This window comes from Limimaricola sp. AA108-03 (assembly GCF_050847355.1).
Lineage (GTDB): Bacteria > Pseudomonadota > Alphaproteobacteria > Rhodobacterales > Rhodobacteraceae > Limimaricola.
This window is the reverse complement of record NZ_CP193755.1, coordinates 2,272,569-2,294,260: the sequence shown is the minus strand read 5'-3', so window position 1 is coordinate 2,294,260 and position 21,692 is coordinate 2,272,569. Positions and strand designations below refer to the sequence as shown.

Sequence of the window (21,692 nt, the reverse complement as noted above, 5' to 3'; positions counted from 1 at the left end):
GCGAGCTGAAGCATATCGGCCGATTGCCGCTACGTCCCGCGTGGCTTGGCGCGCAGGGTCGGCGCCGCCTCGGTCGGGTCCTCGGGCCATGGGTGACGCGGGTAGCGGCCGCGCATGTCCTTGCGCACATCCGCATAGGAGCTGGCCCAGAAACCGGGCAGGTCGTCGGTCACCTGCACCGGCCGACCGGCAGGCGACAGCAGCGTCATCTTCAGCGGCGTGCCACCGATCACGGGGTGCCGTTCGACGCCGAAGACCTCCTGTAGCCTGAGCGAGACCTCGGGCTGCGCGTCACCGTAATCGATCGGCACCTGCCGCCCCAGCGGCGTGGTGTAGGCGGGCGGTGCTTCGCGGTCGAGAAGCTGGGACTGGTTCCAGTCGAGCATCGCCCGCCATGGGCCCAACAGGTCGAAACCCTTCCAGTCGCCGGCGGTCTTCACGCCGCCCAGATAGGGCAGAAGCCACTCTTCCAGCCGCTCCATCAGCGCCGCGTCCGACAGGTCCGGCAGGTCGGCACCGCCCACGCGCACCAGCCGCACCCTCGCGCGGAACCGCTCCGCGGCGGGGGAGGGGCGCAGGCCGAGCTGGCGCACCCCGTCGAGCATGGCGCGCGCGACCGCATCCCCGGGCGCATCGCGCCAGATCCGGTCCGAGAGCGCGATCGCGCCGAGCCGCTCCTGCAGCCGGGTCGTGACACGGTTCTCGCGCCTCGACCACTCGCACAGGGCGACCTCCTCGATCCGGTCTGCGAAGGCCTCGCGCAGTTCCGCTTCCTCGATCCGGGCGGCGAGGCGGATGCGGGCCTCGGGCACATCGTCCGAGAGATCCGTCGCCACGATCAGCCGCGCCCCCGCGAGGGCGTCCGAGCCCGGCATCACCGCGCCGCGCCCGCCGGACAGCAGCCATCGCGGATCGTCGCCGGGCCGCCTCAGCCCGATCCGGTCGGGATAGGCGAGCGCCGCCATCGCGCCCGGCGACATCTCCGGCCCCTGGGCGCGGCCGCGCGACAGCCGCCTTGCCTCGTCGCGGATTCGCGACAGCGCGCCCATGTCGGGCGGGGCGGGCAAATCGCGCCGTCCGGCGATAGCGGCGAGGCGCAGGGACAGGTCGGCGCCGGCACCGCGCAGCGGGTCGCGCTCACCCATCAAAGCGGCCAGCGGCGCGGCCTGCGCTCCGGCGGTCTCCAGCATGTGACCGAGCCGCGGATGCAGCGGCAGCGCGGCGAGGCGGCGACCATGCGCGGTGATCGTGCCCATGCCGTCGAGCGCGCCCAGATCGCGCAGGAGCGCCTGCGCCTCGGCGAGCGCCGGAGCGGGCGGCGGCGTCAGGAAGGGCAGGGACCGGGCGCCCCACAGCGCCAGCTCGAGCGCCAGCGGCGCAAGATCGGCGCTGGCGATCTCCGGGTCGGGAAAGGCCGCGAGCGCGCCCTCCTCGCCGCGGGTCCAGAGCCGGTATGCCACGCCGGGCGCGACCCGGCCCGCGCGTCCCGCCCGCTGCGCCGCCTCGGCCCGGGTGACCCTCTCGGTGACCAGCCGCGACATGCCGGAGCCCGGGTCGAACCGGGCCCGGCGGGCGCGGCCCGCATCGACGACGACGCGAATGTCGGGGATCGTCAGCGAGGTCTCGGCGATGGCGGTGGCCAGCACCACCCGGCGGCCCGAACCGGGCTCGAGCGCCGCCGCCTGCTGCGCCGGCGGCAGCGCGCCGTAGAGCGGCAGCACCTCGCAGCCGCGAAGCCGTCCCTCCAGCAGGCCCTGCACACGCCGGATCTCGCCCTCGCCGGGCAGGAAGACGAGGATCGAACCCGCCGCCTCGGCCGCCGCACGTTCCACCAGCGCCGCCAGTTCCGGCTCCAACCGGGCGCGGGGCCCGAGCGGTCGCTCGAGCCAGCGGGTTTCGACCGGAAAGCTGCGCCCTTCGGAGATCACAACCGGCGCGCCCATCAGATCCGCCACGGGCTGTGCGTCGAGGGTCGCCGACATCGCGACGAGCACCAGATCCTCGCGCAGGGCGCCGCGGATCTCCAGGCAAAGGGCGAGACCGAGATCGGCGTTGAGCGAGCGTTCGTGAAACTCGTCGAAGATCACCGCCCCGACGCCCGACAATTCGGGGTCGGACTGGATCATCCGCGTCAGGATGCCTTCGGTCACGACCTCGATCCGCGTCGCCTTGGAGACCTTGGCCTCGCCCCGGATGCGGAAGCCTATCGTTTCACCGACCCGTTCCCCCAGCGTCGCGGCCATTCGCATGGCCGCCGCGCGCGCGGCGAGGCGACGCGGCTCCAGCATGACGATGCGGCCGGAGATGCGACCCAGCATCGCCAAGGGCACCCGCGTCGTCTTGCCGGCCCCGGGCGGGGCCATCAGCACCGCCTGTCCTCGGCTCTTCAGCGCGGCGAGCAGCTCGGGCAGGGCATCGTCGATCGGCAGTCGGGTCATGTCGCGCCTCGGTCTGGCCGGGCAGGGGGCGCTGCCCCCGCCGCCCGCTGGGCGGCTCCCCCGGCGTATTTCAGGAACAAAGTCGAAGGCATGCGAAAAGGCCCGGCACCTCGCGGGAGGGCCGGGCCTTGGTCTTCGCGATCCGAAGGGATCAGGCGGTGGCCGAAGCGGCCTTCGCGAGCTCTTTCTTGACCTTCAGCGCGGCCGCCGACAGGTCCTCTTCCTTCGCCTTGGCGAGGAAGGCGTCGAGGCCGCCGCGGTGATCGACCGAACGCAGCGCGTGCGACGAGACGCGGAACTTGAAGCCGCGGCCCAGCGTGTCGGACAGCAGCGTCACATCCTGCAGGTTGGGCAGGAAGCGGCGACGGGTCTTGTTGTTGGCGTGGCTGACATTGTTGCCAGTCATCGGGCCTTTTCCGGTCAGTTCGCAGCGGCGCGACATGGTCTCATCCTTCGTGTCTCGGGGCCTGGCAGAAATCCGAGCCCGAAGGCACGGATACGGCGTCGGCAACGGGGCCGGGCCATGAATTCGGTCAGGGGGCCTTACGGGGATTCCATGGCCGCGTCAAGCGTCCCGCAGCGCCCGAACCAGCGGCTCGAGCGCCGCGCGCGCCGCGGCGCCGGGCGCGGCGCGACCGGCCTCGACCTCGGCGCGCAGGCGCTCCAGCCGCGCGGCGAGTTCGCTGTCCGAGGCGAGCAGGGCCTCGAGGCCGGCGCGCAGCTCGTCCTCGAACCACTGGCCCGCCTGCGCGGCGCGCACCCGCGCCGTCACGCCGCTGTCGCGCCGCCAAGCGGCAAGCCGTTCCACCTCGGCCCAGGCCTCGGCGAGCCCCTCGCCGGTGAGTGCCGAAACGGTGCGCGCGGCCGGGATGCCCTCGGGGTCGGTGTCGCGCCGGCGCATCAGCCGCAGCGCGCCCGCGTAATCGGCGCGGGTGCGCTGCGCCTGCGCCGCGAGATCGCCATCGGCCTTGTTGACGAGCACGAGGTCGGCGATCTCCATGATGCCGCGTTTCACCCCCTGCAATTCGTCACCGCCGGCGGGGGCCAGCAGCAGCAGGAACACGTCGGTCATCCGTGACACCAGCGTCTCGGACTGGCCCACGCCCACCGTCTCGACGATCACCACGTCGAAGCCCGCCGCCTCGCACAGCAGCATCGCCTCGCGGGTCCGCCGCGCCACGCCGCCCAGCTGGGCGGCGGCGGGGGAGGGGCGGATGAAGGCGCGGGGCTCGCGGCTCAACCGCTCCATCCGGGTCTTGTCGCCCAGGATCGAGCCGCCCGAGCGGGCCGAGGAGGGATCGACCGCGAGCACCGCCACGCGGTGGCCATCTTCCACGAGCCGCAGTCCCAACGCCTCGATGAAGCTCGACTTGCCGACGCCGGGCGTGCCCGAGAGCCCGACGCGCAGCGCCGTGCGGTCGGGATCGGCGAGTCGGTCCAGCAATGCCTCGGCCGCGGCGCGGTGATCGGCGCGGGTGCTTTCCACCAGCGTGATCGCCCGCGCCAGCGCCCGCCGCTCGCCCGCGACGAGACGCGCGGCCAGATCCTCGATCTCGATGCTCATGGCCCCTTGTCGCGGCGAGGGCGCCGCCTGTCCAGCCTCAGCGGCAGATCGCCTCGGCCTGATCGGCAAACGCCTTGTAACGGCGCCAGAACGCCTCCTGGCCATCCTGCTGCCGGGTGTCCTGCGCCTTTTGCGGGTCCTTGAAGAACTTGGCCGCCCGGCGCTGCTCGCTTCCCGTAAGCATCGCGTTCGCCGCGCCCTGCACGCAGGAGCACAGCGCCGGGTTGGCGCCGGGTCGGTCGCTCGCCTCGCAGGCGCGGCTGATCGCGCCGGTGGGGCGCCCGCCGCCGCAGGCCGCCAGCGCCGTAAGCGCGATGATGGATATGATGATGCGCATGCCCGTATTCCCCGTCTGACCGGCCCGGGTTGACCCGGATCGCGGTGCTGCTCTGCCGGGCGCCAAGATGCCGCACTCCGCAGCCTTGCGCAATTCGACCGCGCGGCGGCGCCGCCGCGGCTCCCTCACGATGGCGTGAGCGCATGCGCGCGCAGCCGCCGCGCCGCCCCATTGACCGAAAGCTCGAACCCCTTCATATGCGGGCCATGACCGAGCTTTCGCACATCCGCAACTTCTCCATCGTGGCCCATATCGACCACGGTAAATCGACGCTTGCCGACCGGCTGATCCAGTCGACCGGGACGGTGCAGGACCGCGAGATGAAGGCCCAGCTGCTCGACAGCATGGACATCGAGCGCGAGCGCGGCATCACCATCAAGGCGCAGACCGTCCGCATCGACTACAAGGCGCTGAACGGCGAGACCTACGTTCTGAACCTGATCGACACGCCCGGCCATGTCGATTTCGCCTACGAGGTCTCCCGCTCGATGCGCGCGGTCGAGGGCTCGCTCTTGGTCGTCGATTCGACCCAAGGGGTCGAGGCGCAGACGCTCGCCAACGTCTACCACGCGCTCGACGCGGATCACGAGATCGTCCCGGTCCTGAACAAGATCGACCTGCCGGCCTCCGAGCCGGACCGGATCAAGGAGCAGATCGAGGACGTGATCGGCATCGACGCCTCCGAGGCGATGCTGGTCTCGGCCAAGACCGGCGAGGGCATCCGCGAGACGCTGGAGGCGATCGTGCACCGCCTGCCCGCGCCCAAGGGCGACCGCGACGCGCCGCTGAAGGCGATGCTGGTCGATTCGTGGTACGATCTCTATCTCGGCGTCGTGGTCCTCGTGCGGATCATGGACGGCGTGCTCAGGAAGAACGACCGCATCAAGTTCATGCAGAACGGCACGGTGCACCAGGTCGACCGGATCGGCGTGTTCAAGCCCGGGATGCTCCCCGTGGACGAGTTGGGGCCGGGCGAGATCGGCTTTCTCACCGCCTCGATCAAGCAGGTGCGCGACACCAAGGTCGGCGACACCATCACCCACGAGAAGAAGGGCGCGGACAAGCCGCTGCCGGGCTTCGCGCCGTCGGTGCCGGTGGTGTTCTGCGGGCTGTTCCCCGTGGATTCGGCCGAGTTCGAGGACCTGCGCAACGCCATCGAGAAGCTGGCGCTGAACGACGCCTCCTTCTCCTACGAGATGGAGACCTCGGCCGCGCTCGGCTTCGGCTTCCGCTGCGGCTTTCTCGGGCTGCTGCATCTCGAGGTGATCCGCGACCGGATCGACCGCGAATACGATATCGACCTGATCACCACAGCGCCTTCGGTGGTCTACCATGTCCACATGCGCGACGGCACGATGCACGAGCTGCACAACCCCGCCGACATGCCCGACCTCACCCATGTCGACCATATCGAGGAGCCGCGGATCAAGGCGACGATCATGGTCCCCGACGACTACTTGGGCGACGTGCTCAAGCTGTGCCAGGACCGGCGCGGCATCCAGCAGGAGCTGACCTATGCCGGCTCGCGCCCGCTGGTGGTCTACGACCTGCCGCTCAACGAGGTGGTGTTCGACTTCTACGACCGTCTGAAATCGGTGACCAAGGGCTATGCCAGCTTCGATTACCAGATCACCGGCTACCGGCAGGACAACCTCGTGAAGATGTCGATCCTCGTCAATGACGAGCCGGTCGACGCGCTGTCGATGATGGTGCATCGCGACCGGGCCGAGATGCGGGGCCGGGCGATGGTCGAGAAGCTCAAGGAGCTGATCCCCCGCCACATGTTCAAGATCCCGATCCAGGCCGCGATCGGTGGCAAGGTGATCGCCCGCGAGACGCTGTCGGCGATGCGCAAGGACGTGACCGCCAAGTGCTACGGCGGCGACGCCACGCGAAAGCGCAAGCTCTTGGACAAGCAGAAGGCGGGCAAGAAGAAGATGCGCCAGTTCGGGAAGGTCGACATTCCGCAGGAAGCGTTCATCTCTGCGTTGAAAATGGATAGCTAGTGGCGTTCTTGGAAGTACGGCCCGATTTTCCCTTGTACCAGTATTCGTCGCTTGACGGTGTCGAGAGTATTCTGCGGAGCAGAACACTTTGGTTGTCGGACTTAGCGGCGTCAAATGACCCCCGAGAGCTGGAACTCGGATATGAGCAAGTAGTAGAAGCGCTGAAATCCGTTCGACATACGGAGTATGCCGGAGAGCGGGGGCTTTTTCTCTCATTATTAGCTGGCAGACTTGCGGGATTTAGATCCAACATAAATGTATTTACGGCATGCTTTACCCCATTGCGTGACTCTCTCCCAATGTGGAGAGAGTACGGAGCAGGCGGGTCGGGTTGCGCAATCGGTTTTAGACCCGCGGCAATAGCCGACATGCCTGGGAGGCTGCAGCGTGTTTCCTATCTGGAAGGAAATGCCCAGCATGAGGTGCGATCAACTGTTTTGGCAATAGCTAATACATTCGCTGGTTCAGGTGGGTACCACGACAATATCTTTTGGATCGAAGCTACTGCCTATGCTGCTGCAAGAATAACGCAGACAAAACATGCATCTTGGGCCTATGAAAAAGAGCTCAGGCTCTGTTATAGCCAGCCTAAGAAAGCCCCCGGCGCTAGTGACCAAGAAATTGCTTCATGGGCCTATCCCGATGGTATGGAGGGGTACTGGCAGAAGCCAATGATCCGAGAGCGCGGATGTGAGGAAATAAGCTATGTACCATTTCACTTTGGCAAGCGACGTAATGGGGTTCACTCACACCAGCGCGCAGTTTCCGAGATAATATTAGGGCCAGCGAGTAAAGCCTCAATTGCAGACATAACCAAAATGATTTCAGAGTTGGGATATGTTGATGTAAAGGTTTCGCGTTCTGACTGTTTGGTTAGATAGCATTACTTTGCCCTAGCTCGTTCTGTGCTCACCCCCGCCCACTCTTCTCCTGCAGCGCGTCAATCCGCTCGCTGGCCTCGGCCTTGGTCAGGCTATCGTCGAATTCTTCCCCGGCCTCCTCGCACAGCGTCTTGAGATAGCTCGCCTGCGCGCCGGTCATCGGCTCGTCGCCGGTCACCCAATCCTCCGGGTCCTTCTCGGCGTTGCCCTGCGGCTGGCTCTTGGGGTTGTCGGTCATGGCACGATCTCCTGGGTTGGAGTTCGTATAATGTTCCACGCGCCGCATCGTTCCCCGCGCCGATGATCACACCGGCGCGAGGCGCGTCTCAGCCTTCGAGAAAGCCCCTGACCGCCGCCTCGACCTCGCGCGGCTTTTCCGCATGCAGCCAATGCCCGGCGCCCTCGATCCGCTCGAAGGAGGGATCGGCGAACAGCGCCCGGATCGCGTCGTGATGGTCCTCGGTCACGTAGGAGGAGTTCGCCCCCGACAGGAACAGCGCCGGGCCGTCGTAGCGACCATCCACCTCGGGAAAGCCAAGGATCGTCTCCATGTCGCGCTCCAGCACGTCGAGATTCAGCTTCCAGCGCTTCTCCTGAAGATCGAGCGATTGCAGGAAGAACGCCGCCGTCGCGGCCTCCAGATCGCCCATCATCTCGGTCGCCTCCGCGCGGCTGGCGATGGCCTCCAGATCGACCTGTTTCATCCGGCGAATGTTGTCGATCTGGTCGTGGCCATAGGCGACCGGCGCGATGTCGGCCACGACGAGGCGGCGCACCAGCTCGGGGCGGGTCAGCGCCAGCACCATCGACGCCTTGCCGCCCATGGAGTGGCCCAGCACGTCGGCGGGGCCGTGTCTCTCCAGCACCTCGGCCAAATCCTCGGCCATGCCGAAATAGTCGTGGCGCTCGGTCCAGTGGCTGTCACCGTGGTTGCGCATGTCCACGGCAATGACCTGTCGGTCCTCGCCCAGGCGGCGCGCGATGACGCCCCAGTTGCGGGCCGAGCCGAACAGGCCGTGGACGATCAGAAGGGGCGGGCGGTCGGAGGGTTCTCCGGTGAGGATGGTGTTCAGCATGGGGCATGTTGTAGCGCCGCAAGCGCCGGACGCCAGTCCCGGCGATGCCGATACGGACCATTGAGTGCCGGGCGCGGGGACGCTAACACAAGACATGGACCGCACCATGATAACCGTCTGGACGCGCGAGATTTCCCGGCTCCTGTCCGACAGGGCAGGGGTCGAGGGCCGCAACCTTGGCGACCGGCTCGACCGCGCCGCGCCGGCCTTGCCCCCCGAGATCCTGTCGCGCGCCCGCTTCCTCGCCGCCGCCGAGGCGGTGGCCAAGCTGCCCGGCCGCGCCGAGGCGATCGACATGGAGCGGGTGGAGACGGCCTATGTCACCGTGCAAAGCTGGCTGATGGCCGAGGAGCCGGACGAGCTGCGACAGGCGCTGCGCCGGGCGGTCTGGATCAAGCGGGCGCGCACCGTCGCCACGATCCTCATCGCCGCGCTGATCGCGGGCGTGCTGTGGCGCGAGGTCCTCTGACCCCGCGCCGACCGTCTCAGAGCTCGGGGTAGAGCGGGAACCGCTTGCACAGCTCCTCGACCTCGCCGCGCACCTTCGCCTCGACCTCGGCATTGCCTTCGGGTCCGTTCGCCGCGAGCCCCTCGGTCACCTCGACGATCCAGTCGGCGATCTGTCGGAACTCGGCCTCGCCGAAGCCGCGCGTCGTGCCGGCGGGCGAGCCGAGGCGGATGCCGGAGGTCACGGCGGGCTTCTCGGGGTCGAAGGGAATGCCGTTCTTGTTGCAGGTGATGTGGGCGCGGCCCAGCGCGTCCTCGGTGGCGTTGCCCTTCACGCCCTTGGGGCGCAGGTCGACGAGCATCAGATGGCTGTCGGTGCCGCCCGTGACGATGTCGAGCCCGCCCTTCATCAGCTGATCCGCGAGCGCCTGGGCGTTCTTCACCACCTGCTGCTGATAGGACTTGAACTCGGGGCGCAGCGCCTCTCCGAAGGCCACGGCCTTGCCGGCGATAACATGCATCAGCGGCCCGCCCTGGATGCCCGGGAAGATCGCCGAATTGACCTTCTTGGCGATGGCCTCGTCATTGGTGAGGATCATGCCGCCACGCGGGCCGCGCAGGGTCTTGTGCGTGGTGGTGGTGGCCACATGCGCATGCGGGAAGGGCGAGGGGTAGATGCCCGCAGCCACCAGGCCGGCGAAATGCGCCATGTCGACGAGGAGATAGGCGCCGACGCTGTCGGCGATCTCGCGCATCCGCGGGAAGTCGATGATCCGCGGGATCGCCGAGCCGCCGGCGATGATCATCTTCGGCTGGTGCTCGGTGGCGAGCGCCTGGATCTGGTCGTAGTCGATCTGCTGGTCCTGCTGGCGTACGCCGTACTGGACCGCGTTGAACCACTTGCCCGACTGGTTCGGCTTGGCGCCATGGGTCAGGTGGCCGCCCGCGTCGAGGCTCATGCCGAGAATGGTGTCGCCGGGCTGCAGAAGCGCCTGGAACACGCCCTGGTTCGCCTGGGAGCCGGAGTTGGGCTGCACGTTGGCGAATTCGCAGGAGAAGAGCTGGCGGGCCCGGTCGATGGCGAGGTTCTCGGCCACGTCGGCGAACTGGCAGCCACCGTAATAGCGGCGCCCCGGGTAGCCTTCGGCGTATTTGTTGGTGAGCACCGAGCCCTGCGCTTCGAGCACGGCGGCCGAGACGATGTTCTCGCTCGCGATCAGCTCGATCTCGTGGCGCTGGCGGCCGAGTTCGTCGGTGATCGCCTTGGCGATCTCGGGGTCGCGGGTGGCGAGCTTCTCGGTGAAGAAGCCGTCGTCGCGGGTGGATGCGTTCATCTCGGACACCTCGTGCGGGGTTGCGTCGCGGCTCTCTTAACCCAGCGACAAGAGGGCCAAAAGCCCCGAAACCGTCGCAGCATGGGCGCTTCGCGGCGAAATCGCCCGCCGCTTGCCTTTCGGGAAGCGCTGGCCGACAAACTAGGCGCAGCATCCGGGGGGAAAGAGATTTGGGCACCGACCGCATCGCCTTTCTGGCCAGCGAGGCCAGCATCGCGCAGGAAACGCGGGCACGGCTCGCGGAACGATACGGCGACAGCCCGCTGGACGAGGCGGATGTCGTGGTGGCGCTGGGCGGCGACGGCTTCATGCTGCAGACGCTGCATGCGACCGAGGGGCTCGACCTGCCGGTTTACGGGATGAATCGCGGCACCGTGGGCTTCCTGATGAACGCCTTCTCCGAGGACGATCTGCCGGACCGGCTCGCCGCCGCCGAGGAGGCGATCATCAACCCGTTGGCCATGACCGCCGAGACATCCTCGGGCGAGATGCATCGGGGTCTCGGGATCAACGAGGTGAGTTTGCTGCGGGCAGGGCCGCAGGCGGCCAAGCTGAAGGTGATCGTCGACGGGCGGGTGCGGCTCGAGGAGCTGGTCTGCGACGGGGCGTTGGTCGCCACGCCCGCGGGCTCGACCGCCTACAACTACTCCGCCTATGGCCCGATCCTGCCGATCGGGGCCGACGTGCTGGCGCTCACCGCCATCGCGCCGTTCCGGCCCCGACGCTGGCGCGGCGCGCTGCTGCCCACCGCCGCCACCGTGCGCTTCGAGGTGCTGGAGGCCGACAAGCGGCCGGTGATGGCCGATGCCGACAGCCGGCTGGTGCGCGACGTGATCGCGGTCGAGATCCGCTCGGAGCCGCGGGTGCGGCACCGCATCCTGTTCGACCCCGGCCACGGGCTGGAGGAACGGCTGATCCGCGAGCAGTTCGCCTGAGCGGCGCTCAGCTCACCGCCTCTCTCGGCACGCCGTAGCCCAGCGGCGCGATCGCCGCGCGCAACTCGTCGAGGATCGCGGGGTCGTCGATGGTGGCGGGCATCGCGAAATCCTCGCCATCTGCGAGCTTCGCCATGGTCGAGCGCAGGATCTTGCCCGAACGGGTCTTGGGCAGCCGCTCCACCACCACGGCAAGCCGGAACGCCGCGACCGGGCCGATGCGTTCGCGCACCAGATCGACCGCCTCGCGCAGGATCTCCTCGGGTGGCCGGGCGCAGGTGCGGTTGAGGCAGAGGAACCCCATCGGCAGCTGCCCCTTGAGAGGATCGGCGACGCCGATCACCGCGCATTCGGCGACGTCGGGATGATCGGCCAGAACCTCCTCCATGCCGCCCGTCGAGAGGCGGTGCCCGGCCACGTTGATCACGTCGTCGGTCCGGGCGAGGATCGACACATAGCCGTCCTCGTCGATCATCCCGGCATCGCCGGTGGCATAGAAGCCGGGATAGGCGGAGAGGTAGCTGCGCCGGAACCGCGCCTCGTCGCCCCAGATGCCGATCAGCGTGCCCGGCGGCAGCGGCAGACGGATCGCCACCGCGCCCAAGGCGCCGCGCGGCTTCTCCTGTCCCGTCTCGTCGAGGATGCGGATGTCGTAGCCCGGCATCGGCACGGTCGAGGAGCCGTCCTTGACCGGCAGCGGCTCGATCCCCACCGGGTTCCCCGTGATGGTGTAGCCGGTCTCGGTCTGCCACCAGTGATCGTAGACCGGGACATTCGTGATCTCGCGCGCCCAGGCCACCGTGTCCGGATCGGCCCGCTCGCCCGCGAGGTAGATTGCCCGAAGCCCCGAAAGGTCGTGATCCCGTGCCATCCGCCCCTCGGGATCCTCGCGCTTGATCGCGCGCAGCGCCGTGGGGGCGGTAAAGAAGGTGCGGACCTTGTTGCGGGCGATCACGCGCCAGAAGGCGCCCGCATCGGGCGTGCCCACCGGCTTGCCCTCGTAGATCAGGGTGGTGTTGCCGTGGATCAGCGGGCCGTAGCAGATATAGCTGTGGCCCACGACCCAGCCGACGTCGGAGGCGGCCCAGAACACCTCGCCGGGGTTGGTGGCGTAGACGTTCTTCATGGTCCAGTGCAGCGCCACCAGATGCCCGCCGGTGGGGCGCACTACGCCCTTGGGCTTTCCCGTCGTGCCGGAGGTGTAGAGGATATAGGCGGGGTGGTTGGCCTCGACCGGCACGCAGTCGGCGGGCTCGGCCTCCTCCTGGAAATCATGCCATTCGATGTCGCGGCCGTGCTCGATCCCGGCCATCGCCTGCGGGCGTTGCAGGATCACGCAGAATTCCGGCTTGTGCTCGGCCTCGATCAGCGCCGCGTCCAGAAGCGGCTTGTAGGCAACGACGCGGTGCGGCTCGATCCCGCAGGAGCCGGCGAGGATCGCCTTCGGCTTGCAGTCGTCGATGCGCACGGCGAGTTCGCGGGCGGCAAAGCCGCCGAAGACGACGCAGTGGATCGCGCCGATCCGGGCGCAGGCCAGCATCGCCTCCAGCGCCTCGGGGATCATCGGCATGTAGATGACGACGCGGTCGCCCTTGGTCACGCCGCGCGCCTTCAGCGCGCCCGCCAGCCGCGCGACCCGGCCCAGAAGCTCGCCATAGGTGATCTCGGTGCGGCTTTCGGTGACCGGGCTGTCATGGATGATCGCCACGTCATGCGTCCGTCCCTCGGCCACGTGCCGGTCGAGCGCGTTGTGGCAGCCATTGACCATGCCGTCGGGATACCAGAGCGGGACCGGATCGGCCTCCTCCGACAGGGCCCGGCTCGGGAAACGGTGCCAGTCGATGGCGCGCGCCGCACCCATCCAGAACCCCTCGGGGTCCGAGCGCCAGCTCTCATAGACGTCCGCATATGTCATATCCGTCCTCCCTCCGGACGGAATCCTACGCCCGGGCAAGGCTTTGGGGCAAGCGTCACGCGCGCCCCGACACCGCCCCTTTCGGCAGGGGCGGCGGTGTTCGCCTTTTTGGAGAATGAAGCACGGGGGAGGTCGCGCCTCCCCCGAGGATCTCAGCCGTAATGCGCGACCGGCGTGCCGGCGATGGCCGACATGTTGAGCAGCCCGCGCGCGGTGATCGAGGGCGTTACGATATGGGCCCGGTTGCCCATGCCCATCAGCAGCGGGCCGACCTCGAGGCCCGCGCCCTTCATCTTGAGGATGTTGCGCACGCCCGAGGCCGCGTCGGTGTTGGCGAAGACGAGGCAGTTCGCGGCTCCGGAAAGGCGCGCACCGGGGAAGGTCCTCTCGCGCAGCTCGGGATCGAGCGCGGCATCGACATGCATCTCGCCCTCATAGGCGAAATCGCGCGGCTCGGCGTCGAGGATCTCCAGCGCGGCGCGCATCCGGCGGCCCGAGGAGATGTCGAGATTGCCGAATTGCGAATGCGAGCACAGCGCGATCTTCGGCGCGATGCCGAAGCGGCGGATGTGCCGCGCGCAGCCCTCCACCGTCTCGGCGATCTGCGCGGGGCTGGGCTCGGCGTGGACCTGGGTGTCGGCCACGAAGAGCGGCCCGTCCTCGAGGATCATCAGGGACAGAGCGCCGACCGGGCGCAACTCCTTGGTGCCGAGCACCTGCTCGATGTAGTTGAGGTGCCATAAATACTGCCCGAAGGTGCCGCAGATCAGGCTGTCGGCCTCCTCGCGATGCACCATCACCGCGCCGATCGCGGTGGTGTTGGTGCGCATGATCGCCTTGGCGAGATCAGGGGTCACGCCCTTGCGCGCCATGATCTCGTGATAGGTGCCCCAGTAGTCGCGGTAGCGCGGGTCGTTCTCCGGGTTCACGATCTCGAAGTCGATGCCGGGGCGGATCGTCAGCCCGGCGCGCTCGCAGCGGGTCTCGATCACGTCGGGACGACCGATCAGGATCGGCGTGTCCGTGGTCTCCTCGATGATCGCATGCGCGGCGCGCAGCACCCGCTCGTCCTCGCCCTCGGCGAAGACGATCTTGCGGGTGGCCGAGCGTGCGGCGTCGAAGACCGGCCGCATCAGCAGCGCCGACTTGAACACCGAGCTGTCGAGCCGCCGCTTGTAGGCGTCCATGTCGTCGATCGGCCGCGCCGCGACGCCGGTTTCCATCGCGGCCTTGGCGACGGCGGAGGCGACCACGCCCATCAGCCGCGGATCGAAGGGCTTGGGGATCAGGTAGTCGGGCCCGAAGCTGAGCTGTTCGCCGCTATAGGCGGCGGCGGCCTCGGCCGAGGTGGTGGCGCGAGCCAGCGCCGCGATGCCTTCGATGCAGGCGATCTTCATCTCGTCGTTGATCGTCGTCGCGCCCACGTCGAGCGCGCCGCGGAAGATGAAGGGGAAGCACAGAACGTTGTTGACCTGGTTCGGCCGGTCCGAGCGCCCGGTGGCGATGATCGCGTCCGGTTTCACCTCGCGCGCCAGCTCCGGCATGATCTCGGGCGTCGGGTTGGCGAGCGCGAAGATGATCGGCCGGTCGGACATGCGCGCCACCATCTCGGGCGCCAGCAGGTTCGGACCCGAAAGGCCGAGGAACAGGTCGGCGCCATCGATCACGTCACCGAGCCCGCGCGGCCCGCCGGGCTGCGCGAAGGTCGCCTTCTGCGGCGTCATCGCCTCGTCCTCGCGTCCCTCATGGACAAGGCCGTTGATGTCGCAAAGCCAGATGTTCTCGCGCTTCACCCCGAGCTTGACCAGCATGTCGAGGCAGGCGATGCCCGCCGCGCCGCCGCCGGTCGAGACGACCTTGATCTCGCCGAAGCTCTTCTTCGCCACGCGCAACGCGTTGGTGGCCGCGGCCCCCACCACGATGGCCGTGCCGTGCTGGTCGTCGTGGAAGACCGGGATGTTCATCCGTTCGCGGCAGATCTTCTCGACGATGAAGCAATCCGGCGCCTTGATGTCCTCCAGATTGATCGCGCCGAAGGTCGGCTCCAGCGCGCAGACGATCTCGGCCAGCTTCTCGGGATCGCTCTGCTCCAGCTCGATGTCGAAGCAATCGATATTGGCGAATTTCTTGAAGAGCACCGCCTTGCCCTCCATCACCGGCTTGGAGGCCAGCGCGCCGATATTGCCAAGCCCCAGCACCGCGGTGCCGTTGGTGACGACGGCAACGAGATTGCCGCGCGAGGTGTAGTCGCGCGCCGTGTCGGGGTCAGACTTGATCTCGAGGCAGGCCTCGGCGACGCCGGGGGAATAGGCGCGGGACAGGTCCCGGCCATTGGCCAGCGGTTTCGTGGCGCGGATCTCCAGCTTGCCGGGCTTGGGCAGCCGATGGTAGTCGAGCGCCGCCTGCCGCAGGCTGTCGGAGCCCGCGCGGGCGTTGTCGTCTGTGCTATCGGCCATCGCGTCGCTTCTCCCCCTGATCGGAATGGTTCAGCATTAAACCTTTCCCAAGGGGACGCGAAAGTCCTATCGCTCCGCGATCTGCTCCTGAAGCACGCTTATCCGCTCATCGGCCTGCCGCTCGGTCAGGGAGGCGTCGTATTCCTCGCCGGTCCTGTCGCACAATTCGCGCAGCAGCACCGCCTGCCTGTCGTTCATCGGCGCGTCGGGGTCCTCCGCCGTGCGGGCTTCGGTCTCGGGCAGAACGGCCTTGGTTGGTTCGATCATCTCGGTCCCTCCTGTCATCGGAGGAAACCCGGAGCCGGGGAGGGGGGTTCCGCGAGGACGGACTTGCATCACGGCAGGGGGAGGGACAGTGTTTTCGGCAAACCCGTGAGGAGGCCCACCCATGACGCTGGTCGATGATGCGCGCCGCGTGCGCGAGAACGCCTATGCCCCCTATTCCAACTTCAAGGTCGGCGCCGCGATCCGCGCCACCTCGGGCGCCGTCCATCTCGGCGTCAATGTCGAGAACGTCGCCTATCCGGAGGGCACCTGCGCCGAGGCCGGGGCGATCGCCGCGATGATCGCCGCCGGCGACAGCGAGATCGCCGAGGTGGCGGTGATCGCCGACAGCCCGGTACCGGTCTCGCCCTGCGGCGGCTGCCGCCAGAAGCTCGCCGAGTTCGGTCGCGGCGACGTGAAGGTCACGCTGGCCACGACCGATGGCACCACCAGCGAGACGACGCTCGGGGCGCTGCTGCCCGGCGCCTTCGACCAGCACCAGATGGAACGCGCCTGATGGAGGCCAGCCGCCTGATCGCCACGCTGCGCCGGGGCGAGACGCTGCCGCCCGAAGCCATAGCCGGTTTCACCCGCGGCCTCGCCGACGGCACCGTCTCCGACGCGCAGGCCGGGGCCTTCGCCATGGCCGTCTGCCTGCGGGGTCTGGGCGAGGCCGGCCGCGTCGCGCTGACCACCGGGATGCGCGACAGCGGCGACCGGCTGCGTTGGGACCTGCCGGGCCCGGTGCTCGACAAGCATTCCACCGGCGGCGTCGGCGATCCGGTCTCGCTGCTGCTGGCGCCCGCGCTCGCGGCCTGCGGCGTCTACGTGCCGATGATCTCGGGGCGCGGTCTGGGCCACACCGGCGGCACGCTCGACAAGCTCGAGGCAGTGCCGGGGCTGTCGACCCAGGTCGACGAGGCGCGGCTGCGCATGATCACCCGCGACGTCGGCTGTGCCATCGTCGGCGCCACGGGCCGTATCGCCCCCGCCGACAAGCGGCTCTACGCGATCCGTGACGTGACCGGCACGGTGGACAGCATCGATCTGATCACCGCCTCGATCCTGTCGAAGAAGCTCGCGGCCGGGCTCGAAGGCCTCGTGCTAGACGTCAAGGTCGGCTCCGGCGCCTTCATGAAGTCCGAGGCCGAGGCCCGTGCGCTGGCCGAGGCGCTGGTGACGACGGCGAACGGCGCGGGCTGCCCGACGGCGGCCTTCCTGACCGACATGGACGAGCCGCTCGCCCCCGCCTTGGGCAACGCGACCGAGATGGCGGTGATCATGGAGGTGCTGTCGGGCGACCGGCTCGCGGCGCCGCGGCTGCACGATCTCACCGTGGCGCTGGGCGGACGGCTCATGGCGCTTGCCGGTGGCGCCGAGGGCGAGGGCGAGGAGAAGATCGCCCATGCCATTGCCTCGGGCCGGGCGCTGGAACGGTTCGCCGCGATGATCCACGCGCTGGGCGGGCCGCCCGACATGGCCGAGGACTGGCGCACGCATCTGCCGAAAGCCCCCGTGATCCGCGACGTGACCGCCCCCGAGGCCGGGCATCTCGCCGCCATCGACGGCGAGGCGCTGGGCCATGCTGTCGTGGGCTTGGGCGGCGGGCGGAAGGTCGAATCCGACCGGATCGACCCGGCGGTGGGGTTGTCCGACATGGCCCGGCTGGGCACGAAGCTCGGCCCCGGCGATCTTCTGGCACGGGTTCATGCGGCGAGCGACGAAGCCGCCGACCGCGCTGAGGCGGCGCTGCGCGCGGCCATCGCGATCGGCGATGCGCCGCAGATCAACGACCTCGTCCGAGGGAGGGTGGACCCATGACGCGCGTATTTCTTCTGGTGATGGACAGCGCCGGGATCGGCGGCGCGCCGGATGCCGACGCCTTCTTCAACGGCGACACCCCCGACACCGGCTCCAACACCATCGGCCACATCGCCGAGGCCTGCGCCGCCGGTCGCGCCGAGGAGGGCCGGTCCGGCCCGCTGAAGCTGCCGGCGCTCGACGCGATGGGGCTGGGGCGCGCCATCGCGCTGGCCTCGGGCCTCGATGCGCCCGGCCTCGGGGCGCAGCCCTCGGGAGCCTGGGGCGCGGCGACCGAGGTCTCGAACGGCAAGGACACGCCCTCGGGGCACTGGGAACTGGCGGGCGTTCCGGTGCCCTGGGACTGGCACTACTTCCCCAAGGAGGTCCCGGCCTTTCCGACCGAGGTGACGCGGGCGCTGATGCAGGCGGCGGGCACCGACGGCATCCTCGGCAACCGCCACGCCTCGGGCACCGCGGTGATCGAGGAGGAGGGACCCGAGCACATGCGGACCGGCTGGCCGATCTGCTACACCTCGGTCGACAGCGTGCTGCAGATCGCCGCCCATGAGGAGCGCTTCGGCCTCGAACGGCTGCTGAACATGTGCCGCGACGTGGCGCCGCTGCTGCATGACATGAAGGTCGGCCGGGTGATCGCGCGGCCCTTCTTGGGCGACGAGGCGACGGGCTTCACCCGTACCCCGAACCGCCGGGATTTCGCCATCGCCGCGCCGGGGCGGACGCTGCTCGACAGCGCCCATGCGGCGGGCCGTGACGTGCATGCTGTGGGCAAGATCGGCGACATCTTCTCGATGCGCGGCGTCACCGATCTGCGCAAGGGACCCGACGAGAAGCTGATGCACCATCTGTCCGATCTCGTGGACGAGGCGGCCGAAGGCGCGCTGGTCTTTGCCAATTTCGTGGAGTTCGACACCAATTTCGGCCATCGCCGAGACGTGGCGGGCTATGCGCGCCATCTCGAATGGTTCGACGCCGAGCTAGGAAAGATCCTGCCGCGGCTGCGCGACGGCGATCTCGTGATCGTCACCGCCGATCACGGCAACGATCCCACCTTCACCGGCACCGACCACACGCGTGAGCGGGTACCGGTGCTGTGCCACGGTCTCGGCGCGCGCGAACTCGGCCTGATGGGCTTCACCGATGTGGGCGCGCTCGCCGCCCGGCATCTCGATATTCCCGCACCCGACCCGGAGGCCGCGCCATGAGCTACCGCTCCTTGCCGAAGGCCGAGTTGCATCTGCATCTCGAGGGCGCGGCCCCGCCCGCTTTCATCAAGGGGCTGGCGCGCGAAAAGCATATCGACATCGACCGCATCTTCGACGGGAACGGTGGTTACGTCCGTGGCGATTTCGACTGGTTCCTCAAGGCCTATGACGCCGCCTGCACGGTGCTGCAGCGCCCCGAGGATTTCCGCCGGCTGATGCTGGCGGTGCTGGAGCAGAGCGCCGAGCAGGGGGTGGTCTATACCGAGTTCTTCCTCTCGCCCGATTTCTGTGGCGGCGGCGATCTCGCGGCGTGGCGCGACTATCTCGACGCGATGGTGGATGCCGCCGACGAGGCCGAGCGCCGCATGGGCATCACCTCGCGCGGGATCGTCACCTGCCTGCGCCATCTGGGCCCCGAGGCGGCGAAGCCGATCGCGCGCTGCGCCGCCGAGACCAAGGGGCGCTTCGTCACCGGCTTCGGCATGGCCGGGGCCGAGATGATGCACCGGCCCGGCGATTTCGCATGGGCCTTCGACGCCGCACGCGAGGCCGGGCTCGGTCTTACCGCCCATGCCGGCGAATGGGGCGGGCCGGACATGGTGCGCGAGACCGTCGACCTGCTGGGTTGCGAGCGCATCGGCCATGGCATCAACGCCGTGACCGACCACGCGCTCTGCGACCACCTGATCGAGCGGGGCGTCACGCTCGAGGTCTGCCCGGTCTCGAACCTTGTTCTCGGCGCGGTGCCGGACTGGAAGTCCCACCCGATCGAGGATCTGCGCGACCGCGGGCTTCGGGTCACCGTCTCGACCGATGATCCGCCCTGGTTCGGGACCACCATGACCCATGAATACGAGATGCTGGAGCGGCATTTCGGCTGGGAGGAGGAGCGGCTGCGCGTCGTCAACAGGGTAGCCGCCGAGGCGGCCTTCTGCGATGAGACGACCCGAGCGGAGATCCTGAAGAAACTGGAGGCGGCATGAGCCACACCGACCAACATTTGACCGTCGTCACGCATCCGCTGGTGCAGCACAAGCTGACCTTGATGCGCAAATCCGACACCTCGACCGCGAGCTTCCGGCAGCTTTTGCGCGAGATCAGCCTGCTTTTGGCCTATGAGGTCACGCGCGACCTGCCGATGACCTCGACCCGGATCGACACGCCGATGCAGCCGATGGACGCGCCGGTGATCGAGGGCAAGAAGTTGGCGCTGATCTCGATCCTGCGGGCCGGCAACGGGCTGCTCGACGGCATCCTCGAACTGATCCCCTCGGCCCGCGTCGGCTTCGTCGGTCTCTACCGCGATCCCGAGACGCTGCAGCCGGTCGAGTATTATTTCAAGGTGCCGAGCCATCTTGGCGAGCGGCTGACCATCGCGGTGGACCCGATGCTCGCCACCGGCAACTCCTCGGTTGCGGCGATCGACATGCTCAAGAAGGCCGGGGCGAAGGACATCATCTTCCTGTGCCTGCTGGCGGCGCCCGAGGGCGTGGCGCGGATGAAGGAGGCCCATCCCGACGTGCCGATCGTGACCGCGTCGCTCGACGAGAAGCTGAACGATCACGGCTACATCGTGCCCGGACTGGGGGATGCGGGTGACAGGATGTTCGGAACGAAGTAGCGCAATCTTTACAGGTTGACGGGGCTGCGCCATGGTTTCGGAAAACACTCCGGGGGCAGGGGCAACATGATCAGGACATTTCTCGCCGCATCGGTGGCGGCCTTGGCCGTGGCCGGACCAGCCATGGCGCAAGAGGGAATTCCGGCCGAGTTCCCGCCCGAAAGCTACGCCGCCAACCAGTATGTCGACAGCGAGGGCTGTGCCTTCATCCGCGCCGGGATCGGCGGCATGACCAACTGGATCCCGCGCATGAGCCGCAGCCGCGAGCCGCTTTGCGGGTTCGAGCCGAGCCTTGCCGCGGCCGCGCCAGCCGTGGCCGAATCCCGGCCCGCCGCCACAGCCGCACGGGCGCGGTCGGCCGAGGCCAGCCCGGCATCTCGCCGCGCCAGCGCCGCGCCCGTTTCGCCCCGCGTGGTGACGCCGCAGCCGACGGTGGCGCGCGACACGCCGCCGGTGCTGACCCGGGCCGCCTTCTGTGTCGGGCGTAGCGGGCCGCAGCCGGGATATGTCAGCAGCCGCACCGGCGAGACCATCATCTGTGGCGAGGACCGCGATGCCCGTCCGGGCGCGCCGCTGCGCGGCACCGTGACGCTCGCCGCCGTCTGCGCCGACATGGCCGCGACGGGCCGCCGCTACGTGCTAAAGCACAGCGGCGAGCCGGTGAGCTGCAGCCCGCATGACGCGACCGCTCCGGCGCCGGGCAGCCGGCTGGCTGCGGCGGTGCCGGCGCATCCGGCTGGCCCCGCGGGGACGCAAGCCTGCGATCCCGGCTCCGAATCGGGGCGCGCCGGCACCGGTGCCTCGACGCTGCCGCGCCGCTGCGGTCCGCAGGCGCAGTCGCCCTCGGGCCTCGGCAATGCCGCCCGCCTGGCCCCGCGCGGCACCGGCGTCATGGCGTTCCTCGACCCGGCAGGCGACCTGCGCCGCGCCGCCGCGGCGGTGCCGATGCCCGACCCGGTGTCGCCGCCGCGCGGCTATCGCAGTGCCTGGGATGATGGCCGGCTGAACCCGAACCGCGGCGTGCGCATCATCGAGCAGGCCGGGGCGGGACAGGTCCGGGCCCCCGTGACCGCCGCGCCTGTGGCGGTGCCGACCGCTCTGGTGAGCCGTGTCTCGTCCCGCTCGGCCCCGGTGGCCCCGGCTGTCGCCGCGCAGGGTCGTTTCGTGCAGATCGGGGCCTTTGCCCAGAGCGCCAATGCCGATCGCGCCGCGGCGCGCCTTCGGGCGATGGGGCTGCCGGTGGCGCATGGGAGGGTCACCAAGGGCGGCACCGAGATGCGCATCGTCGCGACGGGTCCCTTCGCCGACGCGGCCACGCTGGGCCGCGTGCTGGGCACGGTGCGAAAGGCGGGCTACGCCGACGCCTTCGCGCGCAGATAGGCAAAGGGGCGG

20 protein-coding genes are annotated in these 21,692 nt (G+C 68.9%); 10 read left to right on the top strand and 10 right to left on the bottom strand.

What is annotated here, in order from left to right:
• Positions 1-29: 29 nt before the first annotated feature.
• From hrpB to ACRAQ3_RS11165, 4 genes are all read right to left on the bottom strand, one after another.
• On the bottom strand, positions 30-2,438 hold the full coding sequence (gene hrpB, locus ACRAQ3_RS11180; protein WP_432254670.1) for an ATP-dependent helicase HrpB: 2,409 nt from the start codon (positions 2,436-2,438) through the stop codon (positions 30-32).
• A gap of 151 nt (positions 2,439-2,589) precedes the next feature.
• Positions 2,590-2,880 (bottom strand): 50S ribosomal protein L28, encoded by a 291-nt coding sequence (gene rpmB / locus ACRAQ3_RS11175; protein WP_085895602.1) that lies wholly within the window; start codon positions 2,878-2,880, stop codon positions 2,590-2,592.
• A gap of 123 nt (positions 2,881-3,003) precedes the next feature.
• The gene (gene meaB / locus ACRAQ3_RS11170; protein ID WP_432254669.1) at positions 3,004-4,002 is read right to left on the bottom strand and encodes a methylmalonyl Co-A mutase-associated GTPase MeaB; all 999 of its coding nucleotides are present in this window, start codon (positions 4,000-4,002) and stop codon (positions 3,004-3,006) included.
• A 37-nt stretch (positions 4,003-4,039) separates the two neighbouring features.
• Entirely contained in the window at positions 4,040-4,339 is a 300-nt protein-coding gene (locus ACRAQ3_RS11165) for an arginine transporter (protein ID WP_432254668.1), read from the bottom strand.
• Between the two features lie 206 nt (positions 4,340-4,545).
• On the opposite strand from ACRAQ3_RS11165, the gene lepA reads away from it, so the two are divergent.
• Both lepA and ACRAQ3_RS11155 read left to right on the top strand, forming a co-directional pair.
• Positions 4,546-6,345, top strand: coding sequence for a translation elongation factor 4 (lepA, locus tag ACRAQ3_RS11160; protein WP_432254667.1), 1,800 nt, complete (start codon positions 4,546-4,548; stop codon positions 6,343-6,345).
• A 32-nt stretch (positions 6,346-6,377) separates the two neighbouring features.
• Entirely contained in the window at positions 6,378-7,226 is an 849-nt protein-coding gene (locus tag ACRAQ3_RS11155) for a DUF2971 domain-containing protein (protein WP_432254666.1), read from the top strand.
• A gap of 28 nt (positions 7,227-7,254) precedes the next feature.
• Here the strand turns inward: ACRAQ3_RS11155 and ACRAQ3_RS11150 are convergent, their stop codons facing one another.
• On the bottom strand, positions 7,255-7,464 hold the full coding sequence (locus tag ACRAQ3_RS11150) for a DUF3072 domain-containing protein (protein WP_432254665.1): 210 nt from the start codon (positions 7,462-7,464) through the stop codon (positions 7,255-7,257).
• An 88-nt stretch (positions 7,465-7,552) separates the two neighbouring features.
• Positions 7,553-8,302, bottom strand: a complete 750-nt coding sequence (locus ACRAQ3_RS11145; protein ID WP_432254664.1) for an alpha/beta fold hydrolase — start codon at positions 8,300-8,302, stop codon at positions 7,553-7,555.
• Between the two features lie 106 nt (positions 8,303-8,408).
• Here ACRAQ3_RS11145 and ACRAQ3_RS11140 point away from each other — a divergent pair, with 106 nt between their 5' ends.
• On the top strand, positions 8,409-8,771 hold the full coding sequence (locus ACRAQ3_RS11140; RefSeq protein ID WP_133056293.1) for a hypothetical protein: 363 nt from the start codon (positions 8,409-8,411) through the stop codon (positions 8,769-8,771).
• A 16-nt stretch (positions 8,772-8,787) separates the two neighbouring features.
• On the opposite strand, the gene glyA is transcribed toward ACRAQ3_RS11140, so the two are convergent.
• Positions 8,788-10,083: a serine hydroxymethyltransferase gene (glyA, locus tag ACRAQ3_RS11135; RefSeq protein ID WP_432254663.1), complete on the bottom strand. Its 1,296-nt coding sequence runs from the start codon at positions 10,081-10,083 to the stop codon at positions 8,788-8,790.
• 170 nt (positions 10,084-10,253) lie between these two features.
• On the opposite strand from glyA, the gene ACRAQ3_RS11130 reads away from it, so the two are divergent.
• Positions 10,254-11,018 carry an NAD kinase gene (locus ACRAQ3_RS11130; RefSeq protein WP_085895609.1) on the top strand — a complete coding sequence of 255 codons (765 nt, stop codon included), beginning with the start codon at positions 10,254-10,256 and terminating at the stop codon, positions 11,016-11,018.
• Between the two features lie 7 nt (positions 11,019-11,025).
• Here the strand turns inward: ACRAQ3_RS11130 and ACRAQ3_RS11125 are convergent, their stop codons facing one another.
• The 3 genes from ACRAQ3_RS11125 to ACRAQ3_RS11115 all read right to left on the bottom strand — a co-directional run bounded on the left by ACRAQ3_RS11125 (position 11,026) and on the right by ACRAQ3_RS11115 (position 15,656).
• Positions 11,026-12,933, bottom strand: a complete 1,908-nt coding sequence (locus tag ACRAQ3_RS11125) for an AMP-binding protein (RefSeq protein WP_432254662.1) — start codon at positions 12,931-12,933, stop codon at positions 11,026-11,028.
• A 152-nt stretch (positions 12,934-13,085) separates the two neighbouring features.
• A complete protein-coding gene (locus ACRAQ3_RS11120; RefSeq protein WP_432254661.1) occupies positions 13,086-15,389 on the bottom strand; it encodes an NADP-dependent malic enzyme in 2,304 nt (767 codons plus the stop codon).
• Positions 15,390-15,455: 66 nt separating this feature from the next.
• Positions 15,456-15,656: a DUF3072 domain-containing protein gene (locus ACRAQ3_RS11115; RefSeq protein ID WP_269396091.1), complete on the bottom strand. Its 201-nt coding sequence runs from the start codon at positions 15,654-15,656 to the stop codon at positions 15,456-15,458.
• Positions 15,657-15,777: 121 nt separating this feature from the next.
• On the opposite strand from ACRAQ3_RS11115, the gene ACRAQ3_RS11110 reads away from it, so the two are divergent.
• From ACRAQ3_RS11110 to ACRAQ3_RS11085, 6 genes are all read left to right on the top strand, one after another.
• Complete coding sequence (locus ACRAQ3_RS11110; protein WP_085895613.1) at positions 15,778-16,170, top strand: cytidine deaminase; 393 nt, start codon at positions 15,778-15,780, stop codon at positions 16,168-16,170.
• Complete coding sequence (locus ACRAQ3_RS11105; protein ID WP_432254660.1) at positions 16,170-17,474, top strand: thymidine phosphorylase; 1,305 nt, start codon at positions 16,170-16,172, stop codon at positions 17,472-17,474. Before ACRAQ3_RS11110 ends, ACRAQ3_RS11105 begins: the two co-directional genes overlap by 1 nt.
• Entirely contained in the window at positions 17,471-18,679 is a 1,209-nt protein-coding gene (locus tag ACRAQ3_RS11100) for a phosphopentomutase (RefSeq protein WP_432254659.1), read from the top strand. The genes ACRAQ3_RS11105 and ACRAQ3_RS11100 overlap by 4 nt, the downstream gene beginning before the upstream one ends.
• The gene (locus ACRAQ3_RS11095) at positions 18,676-19,662 is read left to right on the top strand and encodes an adenosine deaminase (protein WP_432254658.1); all 987 of its coding nucleotides are present in this window, start codon (positions 18,676-18,678) and stop codon (positions 19,660-19,662) included. The genes ACRAQ3_RS11100 and ACRAQ3_RS11095 overlap by 4 nt, the downstream gene beginning before the upstream one ends.
• Complete coding sequence (gene upp / locus ACRAQ3_RS11090) at positions 19,659-20,300, top strand: uracil phosphoribosyltransferase (protein WP_269396086.1); 642 nt, start codon at positions 19,659-19,661, stop codon at positions 20,298-20,300. The genes ACRAQ3_RS11095 and upp overlap by 4 nt, the downstream gene beginning before the upstream one ends.
• Positions 20,301-20,366: 66 nt before the next feature.
• On the top strand, positions 20,367-21,680 hold the full coding sequence (locus tag ACRAQ3_RS11085) for an SPOR domain-containing protein (protein ID WP_432254657.1): 1,314 nt from the start codon (positions 20,367-20,369) through the stop codon (positions 21,678-21,680).
• Positions 21,681-21,692 lie beyond the last annotated feature (12 nt).

What these genes read in the sequence shown, in the direction of transcription:
- ACRAQ3_RS11125 (WP_432254662.1), bottom strand. Translation starts at nt 12,933, where the DNA reads ATGACATATGCGGACGTCTATGAGAGCTGGCGCTCGGACCCCGAGGGG.
- rpmB (WP_085895602.1), bottom strand. Translation starts at nt 2,880, where the DNA reads ATGTCGCGCCGCTGCGAACTGACCGGAAAAGGCCCGATGACTGGCAAC.
- ACRAQ3_RS11095 (WP_432254658.1), top strand. Translation starts at nt 18,676, where the DNA reads ATGAGCTACCGCTCCTTGCCGAAGGCCGAGTTGCATCTGCATCTCGAG.
- ACRAQ3_RS11100 (WP_432254659.1), top strand. Translation starts at nt 17,471, where the DNA reads ATGACGCGCGTATTTCTTCTGGTGATGGACAGCGCCGGGATCGGCGGC.
- lepA (WP_432254667.1), top strand. Translation starts at nt 4,546, where the DNA reads ATGACCGAGCTTTCGCACATCCGCAACTTCTCCATCGTGGCCCATATC.
- ACRAQ3_RS11165 (WP_432254668.1), bottom strand. Translation starts at nt 4,339, where the DNA reads ATGCGCATCATCATATCCATCATCGCGCTTACGGCGCTGGCGGCCTGC.
- meaB (WP_432254669.1), bottom strand. Translation starts at nt 4,002, where the DNA reads ATGAGCATCGAGATCGAGGATCTGGCCGCGCGTCTCGTCGCGGGCGAG.
- glyA (WP_432254663.1), bottom strand. Translation starts at nt 10,083, where the DNA reads ATGAACGCATCCACCCGCGACGACGGCTTCTTCACCGAGAAGCTCGCC.
- ACRAQ3_RS11085 (WP_432254657.1), top strand. Translation starts at nt 20,367, where the DNA reads ATGATCAGGACATTTCTCGCCGCATCGGTGGCGGCCTTGGCCGTGGCC.
- ACRAQ3_RS11110 (WP_085895613.1), top strand. Translation starts at nt 15,778, where the DNA reads ATGACGCTGGTCGATGATGCGCGCCGCGTGCGCGAGAACGCCTATGCC.
- ACRAQ3_RS11145 (WP_432254664.1), bottom strand. Translation starts at nt 8,302, where the DNA reads ATGCTGAACACCATCCTCACCGGAGAACCCTCCGACCGCCCGCCCCTT.
- ACRAQ3_RS11105 (WP_432254660.1), top strand. Translation starts at nt 16,170, where the DNA reads ATGGAGGCCAGCCGCCTGATCGCCACGCTGCGCCGGGGCGAGACGCTG.
- ACRAQ3_RS11115 (WP_269396091.1), bottom strand. Translation starts at nt 15,656, where the DNA reads ATGATCGAACCAACCAAGGCCGTTCTGCCCGAGACCGAAGCCCGCACG.
- ACRAQ3_RS11150 (WP_432254665.1), bottom strand. Translation starts at nt 7,464, where the DNA reads ATGACCGACAACCCCAAGAGCCAGCCGCAGGGCAACGCCGAGAAGGAC.
- hrpB (WP_432254670.1), bottom strand. Translation starts at nt 2,438, where the DNA reads ATGACCCGACTGCCGATCGACGATGCCCTGCCCGAGCTGCTCGCCGCG.
- ACRAQ3_RS11120 (WP_432254661.1), bottom strand. Translation starts at nt 15,389, where the DNA reads ATGGCCGATAGCACAGACGACAACGCCCGCGCGGGCTCCGACAGCCTG.
- upp (WP_269396086.1), top strand. Translation starts at nt 19,659, where the DNA reads ATGAGCCACACCGACCAACATTTGACCGTCGTCACGCATCCGCTGGTG.
- ACRAQ3_RS11140 (WP_133056293.1), top strand. Translation starts at nt 8,409, where the DNA reads ATGATAACCGTCTGGACGCGCGAGATTTCCCGGCTCCTGTCCGACAGG.